This window comes from Chryseobacterium sp. AG844 (genome assembly GCF_003182335.1).
Lineage (GTDB): Bacteria > Bacteroidota > Bacteroidia > Flavobacteriales > Weeksellaceae > Chryseobacterium > Chryseobacterium cupriresistens.
The window spans coordinates 70013-93556 of sequence record NZ_QGTV01000017.1; the positions used below are offsets into that span (position 1 = coordinate 70013).

23 protein-coding genes are annotated in these 23544 nt (G+C 36.3%); 12 read left to right on the forward strand and 11 right to left on the reverse strand.

Annotation, left to right across the window (positions count from 1 at the left end; translation table 11 throughout):
• The first annotated feature begins 133 nt into the window (after positions 1-133).
• The 3 genes from DEU40_RS16080 to DEU40_RS16090 are packed head-to-tail and all read left to right on the forward strand — an operon-like array spanning position 134 to position 1679.
• A complete protein-coding gene (locus DEU40_RS16080; RefSeq protein ID WP_110010783.1) occupies positions 134-382 on the forward strand; it encodes a type II toxin-antitoxin system ParD family antitoxin in 249 nt (82 codons plus the stop codon).
• Positions 383-676: a type II toxin-antitoxin system RelE/ParE family toxin gene (locus DEU40_RS16085; RefSeq protein ID WP_110010784.1), complete on the forward strand. Its 294-nt coding sequence runs from the start codon at positions 383-385 to the stop codon at positions 674-676. It begins immediately after the preceding gene.
• Positions 677-731: 55 nt separating this feature from the next.
• Positions 732-1679, forward strand: a complete 948-nt coding sequence (locus tag DEU40_RS16090) for an alpha/beta fold hydrolase (protein WP_110010785.1) — start codon at positions 732-734, stop codon at positions 1677-1679.
• 140 nt (positions 1680-1819) lie between these two features.
• Here DEU40_RS16090 and DEU40_RS16095 read toward each other — a convergent pair whose 3' ends face one another.
• Positions 1820-3409 (reverse strand): ABC-F family ATP-binding cassette domain-containing protein, encoded by a 1590-nt coding sequence (locus DEU40_RS16095; RefSeq protein WP_110010786.1) that lies wholly within the window; start codon positions 3407-3409, stop codon positions 1820-1822.
• Between the two features lie 397 nt (positions 3410-3806).
• On the opposite strand from DEU40_RS16095, the gene DEU40_RS16100 reads away from it, so the two are divergent.
• From DEU40_RS16100 to DEU40_RS16125, 6 genes are all read left to right on the forward strand, one after another.
• The gene (locus tag DEU40_RS16100; RefSeq protein ID WP_047374145.1) at positions 3807-4361 is read left to right on the forward strand and encodes a phosphoribosyltransferase; all 555 of its coding nucleotides are present in this window, start codon (positions 3807-3809) and stop codon (positions 4359-4361) included.
• A gap of 151 nt (positions 4362-4512) precedes the next feature.
• Entirely contained in the window at positions 4513-5091 is a 579-nt protein-coding gene (locus DEU40_RS16105) for an adenylate kinase (RefSeq protein ID WP_110010787.1), read from the forward strand.
• A 62-nt stretch (positions 5092-5153) separates the two neighbouring features.
• The gene (gene obgE, locus DEU40_RS16110) at positions 5154-6137 is read left to right on the forward strand and encodes a GTPase ObgE (protein ID WP_110010788.1); all 984 of its coding nucleotides are present in this window, start codon (positions 5154-5156) and stop codon (positions 6135-6137) included.
• A 258-nt stretch (positions 6138-6395) separates the two neighbouring features.
• Positions 6396-6887, forward strand: coding sequence for a DUF6438 domain-containing protein (locus tag DEU40_RS16115; protein ID WP_110010789.1), 492 nt, complete (start codon positions 6396-6398; stop codon positions 6885-6887).
• A gap of 94 nt (positions 6888-6981) precedes the next feature.
• Positions 6982-7611, forward strand: a complete 630-nt coding sequence (locus DEU40_RS16120; RefSeq protein WP_110010790.1) for a porin family protein — start codon at positions 6982-6984, stop codon at positions 7609-7611.
• A 178-nt stretch (positions 7612-7789) separates the two neighbouring features.
• Complete coding sequence (locus DEU40_RS16125) at positions 7790-9094, forward strand: DEAD/DEAH box helicase (protein ID WP_110010791.1); 1305 nt, start codon at positions 7790-7792, stop codon at positions 9092-9094.
• A 220-nt stretch (positions 9095-9314) separates the two neighbouring features.
• On the opposite strand, the gene DEU40_RS16130 is transcribed toward DEU40_RS16125, so the two are convergent.
• The 7 genes from DEU40_RS16130 to DEU40_RS16160 all read right to left on the reverse strand — a co-directional run bounded on the left by DEU40_RS16130 (position 9315) and on the right by DEU40_RS16160 (position 16347).
• Positions 9315-10076 (reverse strand): TatD family hydrolase, encoded by a 762-nt coding sequence (locus DEU40_RS16130; RefSeq protein ID WP_110010792.1) that lies wholly within the window; start codon positions 10074-10076, stop codon positions 9315-9317.
• A 5-nt stretch (positions 10077-10081) separates the two neighbouring features.
• Positions 10082-10603 carry a DUF4269 domain-containing protein gene (locus tag DEU40_RS16135; protein WP_110010793.1) on the reverse strand — a complete coding sequence of 174 codons (522 nt, stop codon included), beginning with the start codon at positions 10601-10603 and terminating at the stop codon, positions 10082-10084.
• A complete protein-coding gene (locus DEU40_RS16140; protein WP_110010794.1) occupies positions 10604-11554 on the reverse strand; it encodes a GSCFA domain-containing protein in 951 nt (316 codons plus the stop codon). It abuts the gene before it with no gap.
• A 75-nt stretch (positions 11555-11629) separates the two neighbouring features.
• Positions 11630-12601: a polyprenyl synthetase family protein gene (locus DEU40_RS16145; protein ID WP_110010795.1), complete on the reverse strand. Its 972-nt coding sequence runs from the start codon at positions 12599-12601 to the stop codon at positions 11630-11632.
• A gap of 102 nt (positions 12602-12703) precedes the next feature.
• Positions 12704-13846: an inorganic phosphate transporter gene (locus DEU40_RS16150; RefSeq protein WP_110010796.1), complete on the reverse strand. Its 1143-nt coding sequence runs from the start codon at positions 13844-13846 to the stop codon at positions 12704-12706.
• A 13-nt stretch (positions 13847-13859) separates the two neighbouring features.
• A complete protein-coding gene (locus DEU40_RS16155; protein WP_027374906.1) occupies positions 13860-14498 on the reverse strand; it encodes a DUF47 domain-containing protein in 639 nt (212 codons plus the stop codon).
• Between the two features lie 151 nt (positions 14499-14649).
• Positions 14650-16347 carry a DEAD/DEAH box helicase gene (locus tag DEU40_RS16160; protein ID WP_110010797.1) on the reverse strand — a complete coding sequence of 566 codons (1698 nt, stop codon included), beginning with the start codon at positions 16345-16347 and terminating at the stop codon, positions 14650-14652.
• Positions 16348-16786: 439 nt separating this feature from the next.
• Between DEU40_RS16160 and DEU40_RS16165 the strand changes: the two genes are divergently transcribed.
• From DEU40_RS16165 to DEU40_RS16175, 3 genes are all read left to right on the forward strand, one after another.
• Positions 16787-17452, forward strand: coding sequence for a DUF2461 domain-containing protein (locus DEU40_RS16165; protein ID WP_110010798.1), 666 nt, complete (start codon positions 16787-16789; stop codon positions 17450-17452).
• 243 nt (positions 17453-17695) lie between these two features.
• Entirely contained in the window at positions 17696-18490 is a 795-nt protein-coding gene (locus tag DEU40_RS16170; protein WP_110010799.1) for an FkbM family methyltransferase, read from the forward strand.
• A gap of 9 nt (positions 18491-18499) precedes the next feature.
• Complete coding sequence (locus tag DEU40_RS16175) at positions 18500-19978, forward strand: lipopolysaccharide biosynthesis protein (protein ID WP_110010800.1); 1479 nt, start codon at positions 18500-18502, stop codon at positions 19976-19978.
• 19 nt (positions 19979-19997) lie between these two features.
• Here the strand turns inward: DEU40_RS16175 and DEU40_RS16180 are convergent, their stop codons facing one another.
• The 3 genes from DEU40_RS16180 to aspA form a co-directional block, all read right to left on the reverse strand.
• Positions 19998-21038, reverse strand: a complete 1041-nt coding sequence (locus DEU40_RS16180; protein WP_110010801.1) for a hypothetical protein — start codon at positions 21036-21038, stop codon at positions 19998-20000.
• Between the two features lie 123 nt (positions 21039-21161).
• Positions 21162-22016: a glycosyltransferase gene (locus tag DEU40_RS16185; RefSeq protein WP_110010802.1), complete on the reverse strand. Its 855-nt coding sequence runs from the start codon at positions 22014-22016 to the stop codon at positions 21162-21164.
• A gap of 97 nt (positions 22017-22113) precedes the next feature.
• A complete protein-coding gene (gene aspA / locus DEU40_RS16190; RefSeq protein ID WP_110010803.1) occupies positions 22114-23514 on the reverse strand; it encodes an aspartate ammonia-lyase in 1401 nt (466 codons plus the stop codon).
• Positions 23515-23544 lie beyond the last annotated feature (30 nt).

The window sequence follows — 23544 nt, forward strand, 5'->3', positions numbered from 1 at the left end:
ATTTTTACATTCTTAAGGATAATAGATTTTGGTGAAGATGATTAGATGAATACAAAGAAATATTATTCAATAACTTAGTTTAATTTTTTTGATAAAATACCAAAAATTGGTATCTTTGATTAAAATTAACACAATGGCAAAAAACACATCCATATTATTAGGCGATTATTTTGACAACTTTATCAGCCAACAAATTAAATCTGGAAAATTTTCTTCCGCCAGTGAAGTTGTAAGAACAGCTTTAAGAATGTTCGAATATGAAGAATCTAAAAAAACAGAATTAATCAACGAACTAAAAAAAGGGGAAAAATCTGGTTTTGTTGAAAATTTTGACCGTAAAGAATTTTTGAAAAATCTTCATCAAAAACATTCTGCTGACTAGATGAAATACAAAATAAGTAAAGAAGCGTCCCATGATTTACAAAAAATCTGGCTTTACACCTTCGAAACTTGGTCAGTAAAACAGGCAGATCATTATTTTGATTTGCTCATGAATGAAATTGAGTACTTATCTGAGAATCCAAAATCTGGAAAAGATTACGGTGAAATCAGGAAAGGATATTTCCGTTCAAGGGTGAAATCTCATTTTATATTTTACAAAATCAAAAGTGAGGAAATTGAAATCATAAGAATTCTTCACCAACAAATGGATATTTCATCAATATTAAATGAATAGAAAAATCATTAATTCTGTATCTTTAATTACCCTCTAACCCAAAAGAGAATCCCCCATGAGATCACTCCAAAAATCAGGTTATCTACCTGCAACCACAAACGATCAAACCCAACTCTTTTACACTTTATTTTATCCGTATGCAGCTTCTGTGAAAGCCACGCTACTTATTGTTCACGGAATGCAGGAACACAGCGGAAGATATGCAGAGATTGCAGAATATTTTGCGGCTCATGGAATTGCTGTATTGACCTATGATCACCTGGGACATGGAAAATCGGTAAAAGAGAAAAAAGATATTGGTTTCTTCCAGCTTGAAAAACCGGATGAAAGGCTTGTAGCCGATGCCGAAATGATGGCTGATTATCTTGCAGAACAATATCCGGATGTCCCCCATTTTATTCTGGGCCATTCTATGGGATCTTTTATTACACGATGTCTTCTTCAAAAAGCAAGCAGTAAATTTTCCGGGGCTATCATTACAGGAACCGGCGGACCTTTACCGGGAATCGATATATTGAGAGGTTATTTGTCATTAGCCACAGCTATCGCTCCTCGTCACCGTACTTTTTTGAATTCTGTTTTTACGAGTGTCAATAACAAGCATTTTAAAAAAGATAAAGACTTCGGTGATACCAGCTGGCTCAGTATTAATCCTGAAAACAGAAAGGCTTTTGAACAGGATGAACTTTGCGGAATTCCGTTCACCCATAATGCTTTTTATACTTTATTTACCGTTTATAAAAAGGCGACTGCAAGAAACTGGGCTGCACCTATTTCTAAATCATTTCCTTTTTTATTTGTAAGCGGACAGAATGACCCGATTGGTGACTTTGGAAAAGGAGTCATGCATACGGTTGACAACTTAAAAGCTGATGGTTTTGAAAATGTAGACGTAAAGATGTATCCGGAAATGCGTCATGAGATTTTGAACGAATCCATAAGAGAAGAGGTTCTGACGGAAATTTATAAGTGGATATTTAAAATCAATAATCACAAAGAATAAATTCCAGATAGCAATTATCTGGAATTTCTGTATAAGTTTCGGCTAAAGCCGATGGATTCTAATCTTATTGATAGACGGGATAAAGCCTACCTCTCTTGAATACCTAAAGGATTTTGTATGATTTGTAAGAAATATAATAATTACCCCAGCATCAATTCTCTGTCAATTCCAATCTCCTGAAGAAAAACTTCATCGTGGGAAATCACCAGCAGGGTTCCATGATAATCTTTGATAGAATGGGTGAGAATTTCTACATTCTGCAGATCAAGATTATTGGTAGGCTCATCAAGGATGATCATATCCGGTGCTTTATTGCTGATGGAAAGCCCGCAGAGAAGTAACCGTAAACGCTCTCCTCCACTCAGCATACCGCATTTTTTATCCCAGGTATCTTTTCCGAACAAAAATCTGGACAGTAATGTTTTGACTTCTGATTCCTGCATGGCACTGTCATTGAAAGTCTGTACAAAATCATACAACGTTGAGTTATTATCAATCAGAGAATATTCCTGATCAATGTAAATACCGTTGAAATCTGCTTTTTTTATTCTCCCTTCCGGAGGCTGAAGACTTCCTAACAAAAGTTTTATCAGCGTCGTTTTTCCTGAACCGTTTCCTCCTTTTATTGAAATTCTGTCTCCACTGCTGATTTCAAGATTAAGATTTTCTTTCCAGAGTTTCCCTTTTCCATAACTGAAGTTGAGATCTTCGGCTGTAATCAGGACTTTCCCTGAATGCAGATTGGAATCATTAAAATTCACTTTCATCTGCTCAAAATTCTTTAAGGAGGAATGCAAGTCTCTCAAGTCACCGGAAATACCACTTATTTTCTCAGCATGGACATTTTTCAGTTTTGAACTGTTTTTTTCCGCATTATTCCGAAGGGTATTCATCATAATCCTTGCTACTCCGGATTTTTCCTGCTTGCCTTTACCTCGTGCATCCAGCTTTTGTTTTCTTTCCAGGGTTTCCCGTTCTTTTTCTTTTGCTTTTTTTAAAGCCCGCTCTTTGGAATGGATATCATTTTGCAATGCTTCCTCCTCCACTTCTTTCTGTTCGGCATAAAAGTCATAGTTTCCACCATAAGTTGCAATTCCCTGATTACTTAACTCAAATATTGTATCCACAAGATTGAGCAAAGTACGGTCGTGGCTTACGATAACTACTGTTGAATCTGTTTTGTCAATAAGGTCATACAAGAGTTTTCTTCCTTCCCTATCCAGGTGATTGGTCGGTTCATCCAATATGATAATATCAGGTTGATTGATCTGAATTCCGGCAAGAAAAACTTTCGTCTTCTGGCCGCCACTCAAGCCTTCAAGCTTTTGAGTTAAATCAAAATTCGCGAGTCCCCAATGCTCCAGAGCCTGCTTACACCGATCTTCAATGTCCCAGTCATCATTGAGCATTTCAAAATAAATTTCATCCACCTCTCCATTGGTAATTTTCTGGAGGGCATATAATTTCTGATCTATTTTCAGACATTCCGCGATGGTAAGATGATTACAATTTCCAAACATCTGAGGCACATAAAAAATATCGCCCTGGATATTAACGCTGCCTTCTGAAGGTTGTATTTCGTCTGCGATTATTTTCAGCAGAGTTGATTTCCCCATGCCGTTACTGCCTAGCAAAGCAGATCTGGTATGAGCCTGTATTGTTACATTGATATGATTAAATAGAAGATTTCCTCCCGGAAACCCAAAGGATATATTTTGCAGTAAAATCATGATTTCTTTCTTAAATAGTATAATTAAACACCTGCAACACTGGCGTTGCCATTTATTGAATCTGAAAGAAATTATATCCTACATGTCTGTATTTTAGGTTTTGAAAGTACAAAGATACTCATTTTCCGGAATATATAATTCTTCACAAAAAACACAAGACATTTATCATCATATTGTTCTGCCTTATTTCAAACACCTTTTTTTAATCCCTTTAAAAATCCTTTTTTTAAGGCTATATCATTCTATCTAATTAAAAATCTTATCATTCTTACTATTTAAACATACTTCGCTGTAATATTCAATTTTGTTGTTGCAATACCTTTTAACTTTCGAACTGACAAAAACAGGAAAGTATTTTAATCAAAAATCCGTAACTTTGCCAACTACTAAAAATTTTATGGAAAGCATTAAAGTTCACGACAAAACTTTCGTTCCTTATTTAAAGGATGCCGAAATTCAGGAAATTGTAAAAGAGACAGCGTTAAGAATTTATGAAGATTACAAGGACGAAGTTCCTGTTTTCATTGGGGTTTTAAATGGGGTGGTGATGTTCTTCTCAGATCTTTTAAAATATTACCCGGGAGAATGCGAAATTGCCTTCATTCAAATGAGTTCTTACGTAGGAACTGAGTCTACAGGGATCGTTTATCAGAAAATGGAGCTTACCAAAGATGTAAGAGACCGTCATATTATTCTTGTTGAAGATATTGTAGATACAGGAAATACCGTTGAAAGTCTTTTCAAATATTTCAAAGAAACACAACGTCCTAAATCTGTAAAACTGGCTAGTTTCCTGCTGAAACCGGAGATTTACAAGAAAGATTTCAAACTGGATTATATCGGAAAGGAAATTCCTAACAAGTTTGTGCTTGGATATGGACTGGATTATGACGAATTGGGTAGAAACCTTCCGAATTTATATCAGCTGGAAGACGGACAAATCAACCATTAAACGCTGTTGGCTATTAGCTGATAGCTTTTAGCTTAAAATTATATAAAGAAATAAATTTAATAATAACTTAAAAAAGCTGAAAGCAAAGAGCAAACCGCCAAAAGCTAAAAGCCAGAAGCAAAATGCCAGTTGCCTAAAGCGAATCAACATTATGATAAACATTGTTCTGTTCGGCCCTCCAGGAAGTGGAAAAGGAACACAAGCTCAGAATCTGATCGAAAAATTCAATTTAAAACAGGTTTCAACAGGTGATCTTTTCAGATACAACATGAAAAATGACACTGAACTTGGAAAACTGGCTAAATCATACATCGATAAGGGAGAATTGGTTCCGGATCAGGTAACAACAGATATGCTGATCGATGAGATCAAAAAACCTACTGATACCAACGGTTTTATTTTTGACGGATATCCAAGAACAACTGCGCAGACAGAAGCTTTGGAAATGATCGTTAAAGAAGTACTGAATGACGAGATTGATATCTGTCTTTCATTGGTAGTAGAGGACAAAATTTTGGTGGAAAGACTTCTGAAAAGAGGTGAAACCAGCGGAAGATCAGACGACAGCAATGTAGAGATCATCGAAAACAGAATTAAAGAATATTATACCAAAACAGCAGAAGTTGCCGAGCTTTATAAGAAGCAGGGAAAATATGTAGAGGTAAACGGTGTTGGAGAAATTGATGAGATTTCCCAAAAACTTTTCGCTGAGGTAGAGAAAATTAAATAATCGGGATATGGGTACGGGATTGAAATTTCATCCTGTAATCCTCAGCCCGCAACACAAACTATATGTCTAATTTTGTAGATTACGTAAAGATCCATTGTAAAAGCGGACACGGAGGTGCTGGTTCTGCCCACCTTCGCCGTGAAAAGTATATTCCTAAAGGTGGTCCTGACGGAGGCGACGGAGGTCGTGGAGGTCATATCATTATGAAAGGAAATGCCAATGAATGGACTTTGCTTCCACTCCGATACACCCGTCACGTAAAAGCAGAACGTGGTGAAAACGGAGGAAAAAACCAGCTTACCGGAGCCTACGGAGCTGATGTTTATATTGAGGTTCCGGTGGGAACTATTGCCAAAAATGAAGAAGGCGAAATTATTGGTGAAATTTTAGAAGACGGACAGGAAATCATCCTGATGCATGGTGGTAAAGGAGGTCTAGGAAACGAGCACTTCAAGTCTTCTACGAATCAGACCCCCAGATATGCACAGCCAGGTCTTCCGGGAGAAGAAGGGTATATCGTTTTCGAACTTAAAATTTTGGCAGATGTAGGTCTGGTTGGGTTTCCGAATGCCGGAAAATCTACACTTTTAGCATCTGTTTCTGCGGCAAAACCAAAAATTGCCAATTATGCCTTTACGACACTGACTCCTAACCTCGGAATTGTTGATTACAGAAATTACAAATCATTTGTAATGGCTGATATTCCGGGAATTATTGAAGGAGCAGCGGAAGGAAAAGGTTTAGGACACAGATTCCTGAGACATATTGAAAGAAATTCCATCCTTTTATTCTTAATTCCGGCTGATTCCGAAGATCATTTCAACGAGTTTAAGATACTTGAAAATGAACTGAAGGAGTACAATCCTGAACTTCTGGATAAAGACTTCATTGTTTCTATTTCAAAATCTGACCTTCTGGATGATGAACTGAAAAAGGAAATTGCAGCAGAGTTCCCGGAGAACAAGCAGCCTTTATTCTTTTCAGGTGTTACCGGAGAAGGCCTTATGGAACTTAAGGATGCCATCTGGAAACAATTGCACGGATAGAAATATTGATTCATCAGTTCTGTTTTTTCATAAAATAAAACTGCAACATACAAAATAGTCTTAGGTTTTCCTGAGGCTATTTTTCTGTATATAATTCTGATATTTTTCTACATTTTAAACCATTAAGAATGGATTTTTCTTAACATTTTCATTGGATCTTAATTGTTCAATAAAAATTTAAACTGATTTAACATAAAAACAAAAGAAATTTTCTCTTTTGGAACAATTATTGGGAGATCCTCTGAAATTGAAAAAACTATGAAATATTTGCTAGCCATTTGTGCATTTGTGTTTTTGACATCCTGTACAACTTCTCAAAAAGTAAATTCAAAATATGCTGCCATTGAATATGAGGCGACTCCATGTTTTGGATTCTGTCCTGTTTTTAAAATGACGATCAATCCGGACAGAACTGCGGTTTTTGAAGCAGAACATTTTAATTTTAATGATAAACCTTCGAAAGATGAGTTTTCAAAGCCACGTGAAGGAACTTTTAAAGGAACCATTAAGGAAGAGGATTACAATAAATTAATCACTTTACTGGACGGATTAAATGTAAAAGGTTTGAATGATAAATACGGTGAACACAATATTACCGATCTTCCAACTTCCTATTTAAGAATCAAATTTGCTGACGGAACTTCAAAAAATGTAGAAGATTATGGAAAACGTGGAAGCGAGAAACTCTCAGAAGTGTACCAGTTTTTTGAAAATCTGAGAAAAAACCAGGAATGGACTAAAGTGAAATAAGCCTTATAAAAATATTTAAACTATCTTTACCGCAATAATTCCTTCTTTTGGGAGGAATTATTATTTTACAGAACTATTAACCATTCAAAAAAACATGAAGAAGAACATTTTTATCGCTCTGGCATTTGTTTTATCAACAATAAGTAATGCACAAACAACTTCCGAATCGATGAGCTTTGGAGTAAAAGGAGGATATACCTTATCCAGCATGAAATTCTTTAACACACAACTCGATTCAAAATCTTATTTCTACGCCGGAATCCTGGCCGAGCAACCTTTGTCCTCTAAATTTGGCTTGCAGGCTGAAGTATTATATACACAACTGGGTGGTAAAGACGCTTATCCCTGGTATGAGCTGGTAGGCAACGAAGTGGTAAACATGGGTAACATGAACTTTAATTATAAATTCAACCAGATACAGGTTCCCATTTCAGTAAAATATTATATTGTTTCGGAGCTTTCTGCTTCTGTAGGGATGAACTTAGGATTTAATATATCATCCAAAGTAAAAATGAATACTGTTTTTGATGAGGCTGAAACGCACAATTACGAATCTTTAAAAACCTTGAATTTATTTCCATTTCTAGGTGCAGAATTTAAGATTAATCAAAAGTTTTTTGTTGACGCCAGATACAATTTCAATTTTATAGAAATGAATAAAAGCAATGCAGTTCCCATTAAAATGGGATTTCTTCAGGCTGGCGTAGGATATAAATTTAAATAAACTGCAGATATCTAACAGAAAAAAATGGCGGCTCACATTCGGGTGGCCATTTCTGTTTTTCAATAGGCAATAAGTCTAAAAAAGTGGAAAAAGATACTTAAAAATATTTAGACTACCTTTGCAGAATGTAATTCTTTCAGACTGAAGGAATTTTTATTTAAATTTTAAAATAATTCATTTGAATTTTACAGACTTAAACTTAATAGAACCTATTGCAAAAGCAATCCAGGAGCAGGGCTACACGACTCCGACTCCTATCCAGGAAAGATCTATTCCTGATATTTTAGAAGGCAGAGACTTTTTAGGTTGTGCGCAGACAGGAACAGGAAAAACAGCCGCTTTTTCCATCCCTATCCTACAGAATTTATCCAAAAATAAAATTCCCAATAAACATATAAAAGCCTTAATCCTTACCCCCACCAGAGAACTGGCCATTCAGATTGAGGAAAACATTAATGCTTACGGTAAATATCTTCCGCTAAAACAACTTGTTATTTTCGGAGGCGTAAAACAAGGAAATCAGGAAGCTGCTTTGAGAAAAGGGGTTGATATTCTGGTAGCAACACCAGGAAGACTTCTGGACTTTATTGCTCAGGGAATCATCAGCCTGAAAAACCTTGAAATTTTTGTTCTTGATGAAGCAGACAGAATGCTGGATATGGGATTTGTACATGATGTAAAAAGAGTTATTAAACTTTTACCTCAGAAGAGACAGACTTTATTCTTTTCGGCAACAATGCCGGCTGAAATTCAGAAACTGGCTAATTCTATCCTGAATAATCCTGTGAAAGTGGAGGTAACTCCGGTTTCTTCTACAGCAGATACCATCAAACAATCTGTATATTTTGTAGAAAAAGATAACAAACTGAATTTGCTTTCTCACATTCTTCAAAATGATATTTCAGATTCTGTACTGGTTTTTGCCAGAACGAAGCATGGCGCGGATAAGATTTCAAGAAAACTTCAGAAAGATAATATCTCTGCAGAAGCGATTCACGGTAACAAATCTCAGAATGCACGACAAAATGCGTTGAACAATTTCAAATCCGGAAAAACAAGGGTTCTTGTGGCGACAGATATTGCAGCCAGAGGAATTGATATTGATGAATTGAAGTTCGTAATCAATTTTGAACTGTCTGATGTTTCTGAAACCTATGTACACAGAATCGGAAGAACAGGAAGAGCCGGAGCTGAAGGAACCTCTATTTCTTTTGTAGACGGACTTGATCTTCTGAATTTAAAGAATACAGAAAAGCTGATCGGCAAAAAAATTCCTGTGATCAAGGATCATCCGTTCCATACAGATGATCTGGTGGCACAGAAGAGGGATTCGAATAACAAACCTGTTCCTGCCGGCGGTGGAAAGCCTAAAACAGAAAACAGCAATAATTCAAGGTCTAATAATAACCGTAAAAAGCCTTCTGCGGGAGCTTCTCTAGGTTTTAAAAAGCCTAAGAATAAGAATTTCACAAGAAAAAAATAAAAAACAAACTCCTTTTCAGTGTTGAAAAGGGGTTTATTTATCTTATTATTAAAGCTTATATTGCTTAACTTGGCTGAATTCGGGATAAGAATTGCAGGTTTTAATAGAGTCTGGAAGCTGGGAGCTGGAAGAGGGAAGTTATTGAGGTTATAACAATAACTGCCAGAAATTATAAGACTAACAGTAACCTCCAGCTTCTGTCTTCCAGCTTCCAGCCGCTTTACTTAAAAAGATTTTTTGCATTCTCTGTTGTGATACGGTCTATCTCTGTAAAGTCTTTTCCATAAATATTCACCAGTTTTCCGGCTACCAGATCAAGATAAGAACTTTCATTTCTTTTGCCTCTGTGAGGAACCGGTGCGAGATAAGGAGAATCTGTTTCCAGAACAATTTTATCCAATGGAACTTCGTTCAGAAACTGATCTATTTTTCCATTTTTAAAAGTGACTACTCCACCGATTCCTAAGATAAAATTAAGATCAATAGCATGTTGTGCCTGTTCCAGATTCCCTGAAAAACAATGGAAAATTCCTCTTAATTTAGGATGTTTTTTTCTTTCTAAAACCTCAAATGTCTCATCAAAACTTTCTCTTGTATGAATGACAATTGGAAGATCTTTTTCTATGGCCCAGTCGATCTGCTGCTCAAAGGCTTTCACCTGAATATCGAGTGTTGTTTTATCCCAGTACAGATCTATTCCGATCTCTCCTATCGCAGGAAAATGTCTTTGATCAAGATAATTTTTTACGATTTCAAGTTCTTTTTCCCAGGATTCCTGTTTTACATAGCAAGGATGTAATCCCATCATAGAAAAAATCTGCCCCGGATATTCTGTTTCCAGCTGCAGCATTTTCTCATGAGACTCTGAGTCAATAGCCGGAAGGTAGAATTCTGTAATTCCTTTATCTAAAGCTCTCTGAATAGCTTCTTTTCTGTCTTCATCAAATTCTTCTGCGTATAGATGTGTATGTGTATCAATCATTTTATTTAAAATTTCAATAGATCTTCATAGGGGTTTTCAAGTCCCAGCAATATTCCGAAAGCGGGTTCTGTCTTTATTCCTTGCTTTTTAAGCTCTATTATTTTTTGTTTGAATTTTTCTCCTTTTTCCTGTAATATTATGTATTCGGCAACCATATGAAGATAAGCGTTTTGCTCTATTGTAGGTTTATTCTGTCCGAAAATCTCGATGGGAAAACCATCAAGCATAAAATTTAATGTAATGCATTTTTCACCGTTTACGATAGGATATTCCACTTCTGCGTCTTGAGGAATGAGCTGACAAAATAGTAAATCATCCAGAAAGTCTTGTTCAAATTTTAAATCCACCTCGAAAATAAGATCCAGATCACTTCCTTTGATATCAATTTCTATGGGAACAGTTCCGGCCAGAATCGGTGAATAATCTTTCAGTTTCTCAAAGACACGATGCTTTGTAAGAATTTCATAAGCTCTTTTCTGTCTTTCATTTCCATCCTTCAGATAATCAATTCTGGTAAAATCAGGCATTTAAAATATTTTATGTTTTACTTTTTTACGCTGTGCTTCAATTCTTTGATCCAGTTTTTCTCTGAATTCTATAAACTTGGGATCTTTCTTATCGCTGGTCTTATGTTCAAGAGCTTTGATAATCTTAAAATTTTCTTTGATAAAATTCTGGGTTTCTTCGGAAAAATAAGACCTTCCAAATTTCTCAAAAATATAATTAACCGCCTGTGCGCTGGGATGGATCATATCTTCTTTGTAAAAACGGTAATCCCGGAGATCATCCATCAAAACCTCATAGACAGGCAGATAATGACAGTCTTCAAACATTGAGATTGACTCATGAATGGCTGTAATCAGTTTTGATTTGCTTAACTGATTTTCTACCATTCCATCCTTGGTATGTCTTACGGGAGAAACGGTAAACAGGATTTGAACTCCTTCTTTACAAATGTCTTTAAGGTCCAGAATAGTCTGGTAAATTGAACTGGTAAGTTCCTGATGGGACAGCAGTCTTTTCTCAAAAAACTTTTGCGGAATTTTATGGCAGTTGGCTACCAGCTTTTTCTTGGGAAGAAATTCATAGATGAATGAAGATCCGTAGGTGATAATAATCCAGTCGGCTTCCTGAAGAAAGGCATTTCCTGCTTCAATAGCACCGTTAATCTTATCCAGGGTCTGATGAATATAACGGGTATCAAAACTGGAGTGATGATCCAGAGAGATATATTCTTCATTGTAGGTAATCAGTTCCTCTTCTTCATAAAATGCAGAATCATGTAATCTGTTGATAGCATGATTGATGGAATAAGGATTAAAAATAGTCCCGAAAGGATTATTGAGGGTCTGAAGCTGTCCGTCCTGCAATAAATCTGTCATTTCAGAGGCAAAACATGAGCCTATTGAAAATATTTTATCTTCAATCTCAATCTTCTTTTCTGATTCGGAAATATCAACTTCTGTTCTGAATTTCATTGTATAAGGGCTAGGCTGCAGGAAACAGGCTGCAGGTAATTGCTGCTACCTGCGGCCTGCCATCTGTTACCTATATTAACTTTCTCTTCTCAACAAATAATTGGCCAGTTCGATAAAAGGTTTTTTCTTTTCTTCCGGAACATCTATTTTCTGAAGATAGCTTTGTCCGATTTCATTGTGTTTTTCAATCAGTCGTAATGCTTTTTCATCCACTTTTGTTCTTCTGAAAATCTTTTCTACTCCGTACACTTTATCAACGTTTTCCGTCTTTTTAGAATACCAGTAATCCAGTTCTTTTCTTTCTTCATCTGTAGCATGTTCTCTTGCTAACAGATACAGAACGGTTTTTTTATTTTCATAAATATCTCCGGCATGTTTTTTTCCAAACTGTGCCTGATCTCCGAATACATCAAGATAATCATCCATAATCTGGAAGGCAATTCCGATATGTTTTCCGAAATTGAAAATAGCTTTCGCATCTTTAAAATCTGCTTTTGCAATCAAAGCTCCGATTTCAAATGAAGAAGCACTCAACACTCCGGTTTTGTAGGTAATCATTCTGATATAATCATCAAAAGTAACATCCTTCTGAGTTTCAAAGTTGATATCATACTGCTGTCCTTCACATAACAAAAGTCCTGTGTGGGTAAATATTCTGATACATGCCTTGAAAATTTCAGGTTCAAGATCTTCAAAAAATTTATAGGCTTTCAGCATCAGTCCGTCTCCGGAAAGAATTCCTACGTTAAGACCATGTAAAGTATGAATAGTTGGCTTGTTTCTTCTCAAAGGAGCTTCGTCCATAATATCATCATGGATCAGGGTGAAGTTATGGAAAAACTCGATAGCCAACGCCGGCTTGATGGCCTGTTTAAGATCTCCACCGAACATCTCACATGCCATCAGCACCATAATAGGACGAAGACGTTTTCCACCATGGGAAATAATATAATTCATCGGCTCGTAGAGCTCCGAAGGTTTATCTTTAAAAGTATATTTAGTGATGGCATCTGCAACAATCTGCTGGTATCTGTCTAAAAATTCCATAAAATCTTATAATTTGAACAAAAATACGATTTTTCAAGGCTTTATAAAACAAAAAACTTTGCCCAAAAGGACAAAGTTTGTATAATTATATGATTTGTTTTTCTAGAAAACGAAGGTTACCACAAGATAGGTAATTCCTGCAACAATTGCAGAGATTGGAATGGTAAGAACCCAGGCCCAAAGTAAGCTTACAGTGATTCCCCATCTTACCGCTGAAATTCTTTTTGTTAATCCTACCCCGATGATAGAACCTGTAATCGTATGGGTTGTAGATACAGGAATACCAAAGTGGTCTGTGATGAATAAAGTAATAGCACCTGCAGTTTCTGCACTTACCCCTTCTAATGAAGTTACTTTAGTAATTTTGGTACCCATTGTTTTGATGATCTTCCAACCACCGCTCATGGTACCTAAACCAATAGCAAGGAACGAAACCAGAGGAACCCAGATATAATGCTGCGCAAAATAATCAAAACGTTCTGCAGAAGGAATATTCAGATACTGAACATCCTGAAGCATATTAACGTGGTAATAGATTACTGCTGCACCAATGATTCCCATTACTTTCTGTGCATCGTTCAAACCGTGCCCCAAGCTGAATAAAGCGGATGAAGCCAGCTGTAATCTTTTGAAAGACTGGTCTGCCTTGTGCGGGTTTGATCTTTTATAAAGGTGTACAATGATCAGGGTAATGATGATTGAAATAATCATCCCTATAATCGGAGCCATAAAAATGAACAGGAAGATAGGAATTACTTTATCAAATTTCACTACACTCTGGTGGGTAACCTGATTGAAAGCTTCTTTAACAGTACCCCACATTCCCAGATCCGGCTGCGCTGCTGCCACATCATGATAATCCATCATGAAAGCATGCATAAGAGCCGCTCCCAGGAATCCTCCGATCAGCGTGTGTGATGATGATGAAGGGATCCCGAACCACCATGTAAGCAGGTTCCAGGCAATAGCGGCCACAAGGCCGGAAAATATAACTTCAAGGGTGATAAAATTCTCGTTAACTGTTTTGGCAATCGTGTTACCAATTTTGAATTCTCCAATAATATAAGCAGCAATAAAGAATGCGGCAAAGTTCCAAAGCGCCGCCCAAAGTACAGCCTGGAATGGAGTTAAAACTTTTGTAGAAACTATAGTTGCAATTGAGTTGGCAGCATCATGAAAACCATTGATATAATCGAAAATCAGGGCCAGCGCAATAATAACTACAAGTAAAATCGGAAATTCCATTTTTTGCTATGTATTAGGCGTATTTAATCATGATGTTCTCAATCGTATTGGCAACATCTTCTGCTTTGTCTGTTACAATTTCAAGGTAGTTTAATACGGATGAAACTTTAATAATGTTGATAGCATCATTGGTTTCGAATAATTCTACCATTGAGTTGGAAAGCAAATCGTCAGCAATATTCTCAATAGAGTTCACCTTAATACAAGCTTCTTTCACCTGCTCCATGTTTTTGAAACCTTTAAGGTTTTTCATCGCATTCTGAATTTCAAGACATGCTTTGTGGATCAATAAAGAGAAGTCTGAATACGCCTTCATCTCCGGTGATTTGTAAAGGAAAATATATTTTGTGGAAGCGTAGATATAATCAGCGATATCATCCAGTCCTGTTGCCAATGTGTGGATATCCTCACGGTCAAAAGGTGTAATGAAGTTTTTCCCTAATTCTACGAAAATTTCGTGAGTAAGTTCATCATTCTTGTGTTCGAAGTCGCTCATTTTCTTCAACATTGAATCGTCATTAAGATCGAAATCCTTGATTCCAGTGTTGAATTCTTCTGACATTGCAACTAGATTTTCAGTTACTTTTTCGAAAAGTACAAAGAAGATTTTATCTTTTGGTTGAAAAGCGTGGAAAATATTACCAATTCCCATTTTTTAGTATTTATAATTCGTGTGCAAATTTCTTAAAAAAGGATTGCACGTGAAACTATATAACATTAAGTTTTGTTAACATTCGCTTAACTACTGATTATCAAACAAAAAAACCGGCATTAATGCCGGTTTTGTATGGTATAGGATGAGATTAGTTAGCTACTTCAGCTCGCATATCTTTTCCTTTGAACTTCATAGATTGAATATTACTCAATACATTGTCTTTGAACGATTTTTCAACTTCGAAGAAAGAGAATTTCTCTAAGATTTCAATATCACCGATTTCCGCTCTTTTTTTGGTTTTTCCTCCAGCAGTAGCTTTGTTGATAATATCTAAAACATCAAGTTTCTTCAGGTGGTCTTTTTTACCAAGGTTGAAGAAGAATCTTACCATGTTTTCATCTCTTCTTCTTGGTTTTCCGCCACGATCTCTGTCTCTGTCACGTCCACGATCTCTGTCGCGACCTCTATCTCTGTCTCTGTCACGTCCACGGTCTCTTCTTGAGTAATCGTCATCTCTGCTGCTTAATTTCTGCTCAACAAGGTCGTGCTTGTCTTTGTAGTATAAAGCAAGATCTCTCAGCTGGAACTGTAGAAGCTGGTGTACCAGTTCTTCTTTTGTAAAGTTGCTCAGATCCGGGATCAAGCTATCATCAAATTCGAAAAGATCTTCGTGCTCTGTCAATAATTTTTCAAATACACCTCCTACCTGAGCTTTGATAATATCATCACCTGTAGGGATAAATCTTTCGTGGATTTCAATTTTCGTTGCAGATTTGATCTGCTTCAGCTTTCTGCTTTCTTCAGGCTTGATTAAAGCCATAGAAATACCGTCTTTTCCAGCTCTACCTGTTCTTCCGCTTCTGTGAACGAATACTTCAGGATCATCTGGTAAAGAGAAGTGAATAACGTGTGTAAGAGAGTTTACATCCAATCCTCTTGCTGCAACGTCTGTCGCTACAAGAATATCGATGTTTTTCAATCTGAATTTCTTCATTACCGTATCTCTCTGCGCCTGAGAAAGATCACCGTGAAGAGCATCAGCTGCATATCCGTTCTGCATTAAGAAATCAGCAACCTCCTGAGTTTCCATTCTCGTTCTGCAGAAGATAATGGAATACTGGTTTGGATTTGCATCGATAAGTCTCTTCAATGCTTCTTTTTTCTGACGGTATCCTACAACATAGTATTCGTGTGTAATGTTCTTCTTCACTTCGTTGATAGAACCTACTGAAATACGATGTGGTTTTGTAAGATAATTTTTGGAAATTCTTTCCACTTCTTTATTCATCGTTGCAGAGAATAAGAAAGTTTGTTTTGTTTCCGGAGTTTCGCTTAGAATGGTTTCCAATTCGTCCTTGAATCCCATAGAAAGCATTTCATCAGCTTCGTCTAATACTAACCAATGAATAGCAGAAAAATCTAATGCTTTTCTGTTGATAAGATCAATTACTCTTCCCGGAGTTCCCACGATAATTTGTGGTTTATCCTTCAAAGATCTCATCTGCTCTACAATACTACTTCCACCATAAACCGCAGTTGTCTTGATGTCTTTCATATACTTAGAGTAATTCTTTATGTCCTTCGAAATCTGAAGACATAATTCCCGTGTCGGACAAAGCACCAATAATTGGATTTTGCGACTCGTATCGTCAATCATATCCAAAATCGGAAGCGAAAACGCTGCTGTTTTGCCTGTCCCTGTCTGCGCAAGTGCGATCAAGTCGCGAATATCTGAAAGAATAAAAGGGATAGTCTGTTTTTGGATTTCTGTTGGGCTTTCGTAACCCAGTTCGCCAATTGCCTTAAGGATATCAGGACTTAAATTGGTTTCCGTAAATAAATTCATTAACTATTTTAAAATTTTTGCAAAGATACAATAAATATTTGATTTGTTTTTGAATAAATTTTTAAATATGCAAACTTAAATTCACAATCCTGTAATATATCTTTGATTTTTGGAAAATTAAATCTAAAAAAAGAAGCCTTGGTTTAAAAAGTTGTTAAACATTATTTTTTTTTATTAAATTGGATTAATTTTTTCCGTGTTATTTATGAATTTTCAAAAATAAAGCCATGAAATGCAAATTTTTGTTTTTCATATTCTTATTTATCGCTATTGAACATTGTCCCGAAGTTAATAGTTTTTGTACATTTGAGTTGTGGGATTCGGGGTTCGGGTTGCGAGATTCGACATCGAGACTTTGATTCGGGATCCTGGGTACGAAATCCAGGATTAAGGATAGATTTTGAATCTCACTTAATAACAAAAAAACACCTATTACAATATGTCTTCAAGTATTTCTTCCCAAACATTTGATTTTTTAAAAAAGTTAAACAAAAACAATAACCGCGAGTGGTTTAATGACAATAAAAACTTGTACACAGAATCGCAGCAAAATGTGGTTTCCTTTCTGGATGAGCTCATCAGAGAGATGTCCGGTTTTGATGAAGAACTTGCCAGAATAGACAGTAAAAAAGCCCTGTTCAGGATTTACAGGGATACCCGTTTTTCGAAAGACAAGTCACCTTATAAAACCAATTTCGGAGCGTCCCTGGGAATGGGAAAAGGAAATCAGAAAGGAGGTTATTATCTTCACCTGGAACCTGGGAAATCCTTTTTAGCCGGAGGAATCTATATGCCGGAATCTTCTGTCCTGAAAGAAGTCCGTAAGGAAATTTCTTTGTATGGAGATGATTTCCTGAAAATTCTCAATAATAAAGATTTTAAAAAACATTTTCCGGAGCTTGATCAGGACGATAAACTGAAGAAAGTCCCTCAAGGTTTTGAAAAGGAAGACCCTATGGCAGAATACCTCAAGCTTAAAAACTTTATTGTGATATACTCTCTGAAAGATGAGGAAGTACTGGACAAAAATGCGGTAAAAAATATGACCCAAGTTTTCAAGCTGATGAAACCTTTCAATGATTTCCTGAATACGCCTCTGCTTTAATTTCTGATCATAAATCGCAGATTCAACAGACAACTGCGTGTATTCTCGCTGGCCACGATGTTTAAAACATGTGTTGCAGAGATAAAGATGTCTCTGTGACAAATTGAGAATATCTTAAAATTCAATGGGGTTACAAAATCAAATTTTAAAATTCAGTACTGAAAATCAAGCTATTACAATTAACATTTTTTAAGAAAAGTTTTACATTTTTATGTATCTTTGCTGTTCGCCAAAAAGCCAACAATGTCTTTATACCAAAAAATTGCAGAGAAACTACAATACATAAGCCCGAATTTTTACAAAAAAAGATATTTTAAAACTTTAAATAATCTTAATAAAAACAACTTTTCGGAACGTAATGTAGAACCGGAACTGGTATGGATCAAAGAATACCTTTCTAAAAATGCTGTAATCCTTGATATTGGTGCGAATGTAGGAACTTTCCTTTATCAGTTGGAAAAAACGTTAAATCATGACCATATTTATGGTTTTGAGCCTAATAAAAAGCTTTGCACACGATTGAAAAGACTGTTTCCAGCCATGCATATCTTTCCTCTTGCTCTTTCTGACGAAAACAGAATTGCTGAGTTCAAAGTACCTATTATAAACGGAAAAACGGTTGCTTCCCGCGGTACTTTAAACACGGCTTACAAAGAGAAGGGAGAAGAGAAAAGTTATACAGAGAAAGTAAAAGTGATCAAGCTTGATGAATGGGCAGCACTTGAACATTTCAACAGACTTGATTTTATCAAAATAGACGTTGAAGGAAATGAAATAAAGACTCTTTCCGGAGCGAGAGAAACTATCAGACAGTTCAAACCAACCCTGATGGTTGAGATGGAACAAAGACACCATGAAACGCCGATCTGGAATGAGATATCCGAAGTGATGAGCTGGGGATATGACGCCAAATATCTGAACAGAAACAGTTTTACGCTGGAGGATCTTACAGAAGATATTATTACACAAAATACAAACGACGAAAAAAATAAAACTCAGTACATCAACAATATTATTTTTATACCTAAAAACATTTAAAACAACTTTATGAGTGTAGTAGCGAGACAAGGCTTCAAATATTCCATTATCGGTTATATTGGTTTTTTGCTGGGCACCGTTTCCGCAATATTCATATTTCCGAATGATTTTGAATTTTACGGAAAGCTGCGCTACAGTATGCAAACCGCTGAAATGCTTGTTCCTTTTGTTGTTTTTGGTATTTCTTATGCGAATGTAAAATTTTTTAATGCTTTGCAGAAAGAAGGAAAAAACCAGAATATGCTTTCACTATCTCTTGTGACAGTTCTGATCAATTTTCTCATTTTTGTTACTGTATTTTTTATCCTCCCCTATTTTTATCCGAAATTTGTACATTCAGAAGCGTGGAAAATTAAAAAAATTATTTTACCCTTAATTTTAATTTTATCACTCTGTGCTATTTTCAATAAATACACTTCAAATTATAAAAGAATTGTCGTCTCGAATATCTTTGACAATCTTTTCCCTAAAATAGCAAATCTAGGGGCTTTCTGTCTTTTTTTCTATTTTTCTTTGTCCCAGAATATTGCATTGGCTTTTTTCTTCGGAATATTTGCGCTCATGCTGTTCGGGTATATTTATTATACCAATAAGCTGGAAAAAATAAAGTTCGACATCAGCACAGATTATTTCAAAAAAAATAATTTCTGGAAGGAATTCCTGAACTACAGTTTCTTTGGATTTCTGGGAACGTTTGGAAATTATCTGGCAATCAACAGTTTTATGATTGGCGAATTTATGGGAATGGAAGAAAACGGGATATATTCCGTTCTCTATGCTTTGATTTCTCTGATCTCTATCCCCCAATTGGGACTATTCAATATTTCAGCTCCGATTATCAGTAAAAATCTGGCAGACGGAGATATGGTAGAACTGGACAGATTCCATAAGAAGACGTCTTTAACACTCTATTTCCTGGGCGCTGTGTTGTTCTCGTGTATTATGGTGGGATTCCCATATCTGACGCAGTTTATGCCAAAGAACGGAACCATGCTGAGAGAGTACGAGCCGGTAGTATGGATCTGGGGCTCTGCCGTATTGATCGACCTTGCAACGGGATTTAATGGAAATATTATTTCACTCTCAAAATATTACAGATTCAATATTCTGATCATGCTTTTACTGGCCGGATTAACGATCGGACTGAATTATTATTTTATTAAAAACACATCTCTGAAACTGATTGGAATTGCTTTATCTACAGCTATTTCACTTACGATTTATAATGTGGTGAAAATTGTTTTCAATTATATTGTATTTAAAGTTTCGCCTTTAAGTATTGAAATGATTTTCGTGTCTATTATCTGTACTTTAGCCATTACAGTAGCCATTGTTCTTCCTAATTTCAACAGCAATCTGATTAATCTTGTTTACAAACCTGCAGTTGTTTTGGTACTGATCTATATCGGAAATTACTTCACCAAGATTTTCCCGGTTGAAGACTATCTGAATATGAGGTTTATCAAGAGTGTATTTAAGATAAAATAAGAGAACAATTCAGACTTTTTTAGATTAAAGATGTTAGAAATTGTTCCAGTCTATTCTGAACTTCTTTCCTGCCATAAGTTGTATAAAAGTCAAATGGAGTTTCCGAAACAGTGCTTAATTGTTCAAGAACATTTTCTTTTTCAGCAATAATAAAGTCTAATTTTGAGGGATAATTTCCTGGAAAAACAGCCAGTTTCCCATAAGCTATGGCATCGCCCAGGTTTCCTGTCATTTTAGTCAGCCCATAGGTTTCTTTCATGCTGAAGAATTCTGTATCCTGCTGAATCGGACACCACAAAACGTCTGCTTTCTGCATCCATTTTTCAAAATCCCCGGAGGGCACCCTTTCTGAAAAATAGGTAATTTTAATGTTTTCGGGTAATTTTCCGGACAGATTTTCAAGTTGTTTTAACTCGTGTCCGCCTGCTTTTCCAAGGAAAACAAACTGGCAAATCCTGTCTGTATGGAGATTCTGAATAGTTTTAAAAATATAGGCGTAATCTCTTCTCTTTTGTGAAACCCCACCGGGAATTACGACCATAAGATTTTCATTTTTTGTCCTGTCAAAATCTCTGGTGTAAAACAGTGGCAGATACTGATATTGATCTGAAGTCATTGCTTCATCCAGTACAAAAAGTGACCGGGATGTCTGATACACTTTGGTTTTGTACAACAATCCTTCTTTCAGCCACAATTTTAACCTGAAAATAACATCTCCTTTGAAAACGCTTTTTATCAGATCCAGCTTTGAAGATTTTATGAAATTAAGATTATGGGTAATAACTGCTGTATTGTACTTTTTTGTTACTGCAAAAAATGTATTAAAATAACGATGAACAGTTCCTATTACCACAAGGTCATATCCTTTCCCTTTTAACTGATCCAGAATCATGGAACTGTCTGATAAGAAAACAGCTTCATCATGATGGCTGATCTGATCTTTTATCCTTTTTGAAAAATAATAGTCTACGGCAAAATCCTTAGAACCCTCCATAATATCTATGAAAGCCTGAGCAATTTCCGCATGAGTGTCTATTTCTATGTAAGCTATTTTTTTCACGGGTTAACGGGAGTTATATCTTAAGTTTTGGCTACAGCCAATGGATTTTTATTTTTTTTAATTAAACGGGCTAAAGCCCGTTTCTATTGATGCACATTTACAATGTATAAAATAATTTATCTTTTACATCTTCAGCCATTTCTTTTTCAACATTTTCATACGCTGATCATTAACGGCTTTTTGTTCTTCTTTTGTAATTTTCAATTCTAATTTTTTTGATCTGCAGCTTTCATAAGACCTGATAATATCGAAGAAAAATGAAGCAGACTTACTTTTCACAGCTTCTTTTGAGGAGGCGATGTATGCCAGAAACCTGTTCAGTCCTAAGAAATAAAAATATTTTCCGTAATAATCCGCAGGGCGTATCGTGTAATCGGCTCCTTTTACTTTAATCAGCTTTACATGCAGCTCCGGAAGAACAACTTCTTTCCATCCAAGATTATCCAGTAAAATGGAATCAATATTATCCCAGCCCAGTGTTTCCCTTATGCCGCCAATCTGAATAAAACATTCTTTACGGTAGGCCTTCATAGGACCTCTTACATGATGTTTATTGGAATTTCCCTCATATACCCAGTTTCCGTCTCTTTCAATATACAAAAGACCTCCTACCAATCCAAATTCCGGATGCGTGGCAAAAGCTGTTTCTACTACCGATAGATAATTTTCCGGAAGAATGATATCGGCATCAAATTTACAGATAATATCAAATTCATCCATAGCCTGGGTCTGAAGTCCGTTTTTGAAAGCGTGAACCACTTTTGATCCCGGCTGATGTTCAGATTTCTGAAGGTTGACCGTTTCAAAACGGGAATCAGCTTCCGTATATTTCCTAATCAACTCAGCTGTTCTGTCTGTAGAACCGTCATTCACTACCACTACTTTAAAATCTTTGCTGCTTTGCTGTTGTAAAGAATCAAGAGTAAATGGAAGGTTGTTTTCTTCGTTATGGGCAGGAATAATGATTAAAAACCTCACGGAAATGATAAATTGATGAATGATTAATGATTAATGATCAATGATAAAAAAACACTGAGGGCATCTATTATCACTGATCATTAATCGTTTATAAAATTTACTTGTTATGCGGTTTCAGCATGTTCTTCGGATCAAGAATTTCGTCCAGCTTTTCCTGAGAGAGAATTCCTTTTTCCAGAACAAGATTGTAAACGCTTTTCCCGGTTTCCAAAGCTTCTTTTGCAATCTGTGTAGACTGTTTGTACCCGATGTAAGGATTCAATGCGGTTACAATTCCGATGCTGTGTTTCACCATATTCAGGCAGACTTCCTTATTGGCTGTAATTCCAACCACACACTTGTCGCGAAGTGTATCCAAAGCATTGCAAAGGAAGTTAATATTTTCCATGATGGCATGAGAAAGTACCGGTTCCATTACATTCAGCTGTAACTGTCCTGCTTCCGCTGCAAAAGTTACCGTAAGATCGTTTCCAATCACTTTGAAACATACCTGGTTAACCACTTCCGGAATTACAGGGTTTACTTTCCCCGGCATAATAGAAGAACCCGGCTGCATTGGCGGAAGATTAATTTCAAAAAGGCCTGCTCTTGGACCTGATGAAAGTAATCTTAAATCGTTACAGATCTTTGACAGTTTCACAGCAAGGCGTTTCATTGCTGATGAGTAGATCACATAAGATCCCGTATCAGGGGTAGCTTCCACCAGGTCTGGTGCTGAAACAATCGGAAATCCTGTTATCTGAGCTAAGTTTTTAGCACAAAGGGCTGCATAGCCTACCGGAGCATTTATTCCTGTTCCGATGGCAGTAGCTCCCATATTTACTTCCACAAAAAGGCTGGCATTGTTATTCAGTTTGGAGATGTCTTCTTCCAAAGTGGCTGCATATGCTTCAAATTCCTGTCCTAAAGTCATCGGGACTGCATCCTGAAGTTGTGTACGTCCCATTTTGATTACATCCTGAAATTCCTGTCCTTTTGCACGGAAAGCAGTGATAATTCTTTCTAATTTTTCTACCAGCCCAATGTTCATCTGAAGCAATCCCATTTTGATAGCTGTAGGATAAGCGTCATTGGTAGACTGAGAAAGGTTGATATGATCATTAGGCGAACAGAATTCGTATTCTCCTTTATTTTTCCCTAATTTTTCCAATACGATGTTCGCGATCACTTCATTCGCATTCATGTTGATGGAAGTTCCTGCTCCCCCCTGAATCATATCTACCGGAAACTGCTCATGATATTTCCCTTCTACAATTTCATCACACGCTTCTGCTATTTTAAAATACAGGTTTTCGTCCAGAAGTCCTAATTCATAATTGGTTTTTGCGGCTGCTTTTTTTACAAAAGCCAACCCTTTTATGAAATCCGGATACGAAGACAAAAGCTGTCCTGAGATTTTAAAATTGTCGATAGCTCTTTGTGTCTGAACCCCATAATAAGCATCTAAAGGCACATTCAGTTCGCCTAATAGATCACTTTCTTTTCTGAAATTTTCCATTACAGATATTTTACTGTTTTTGATCGTTTA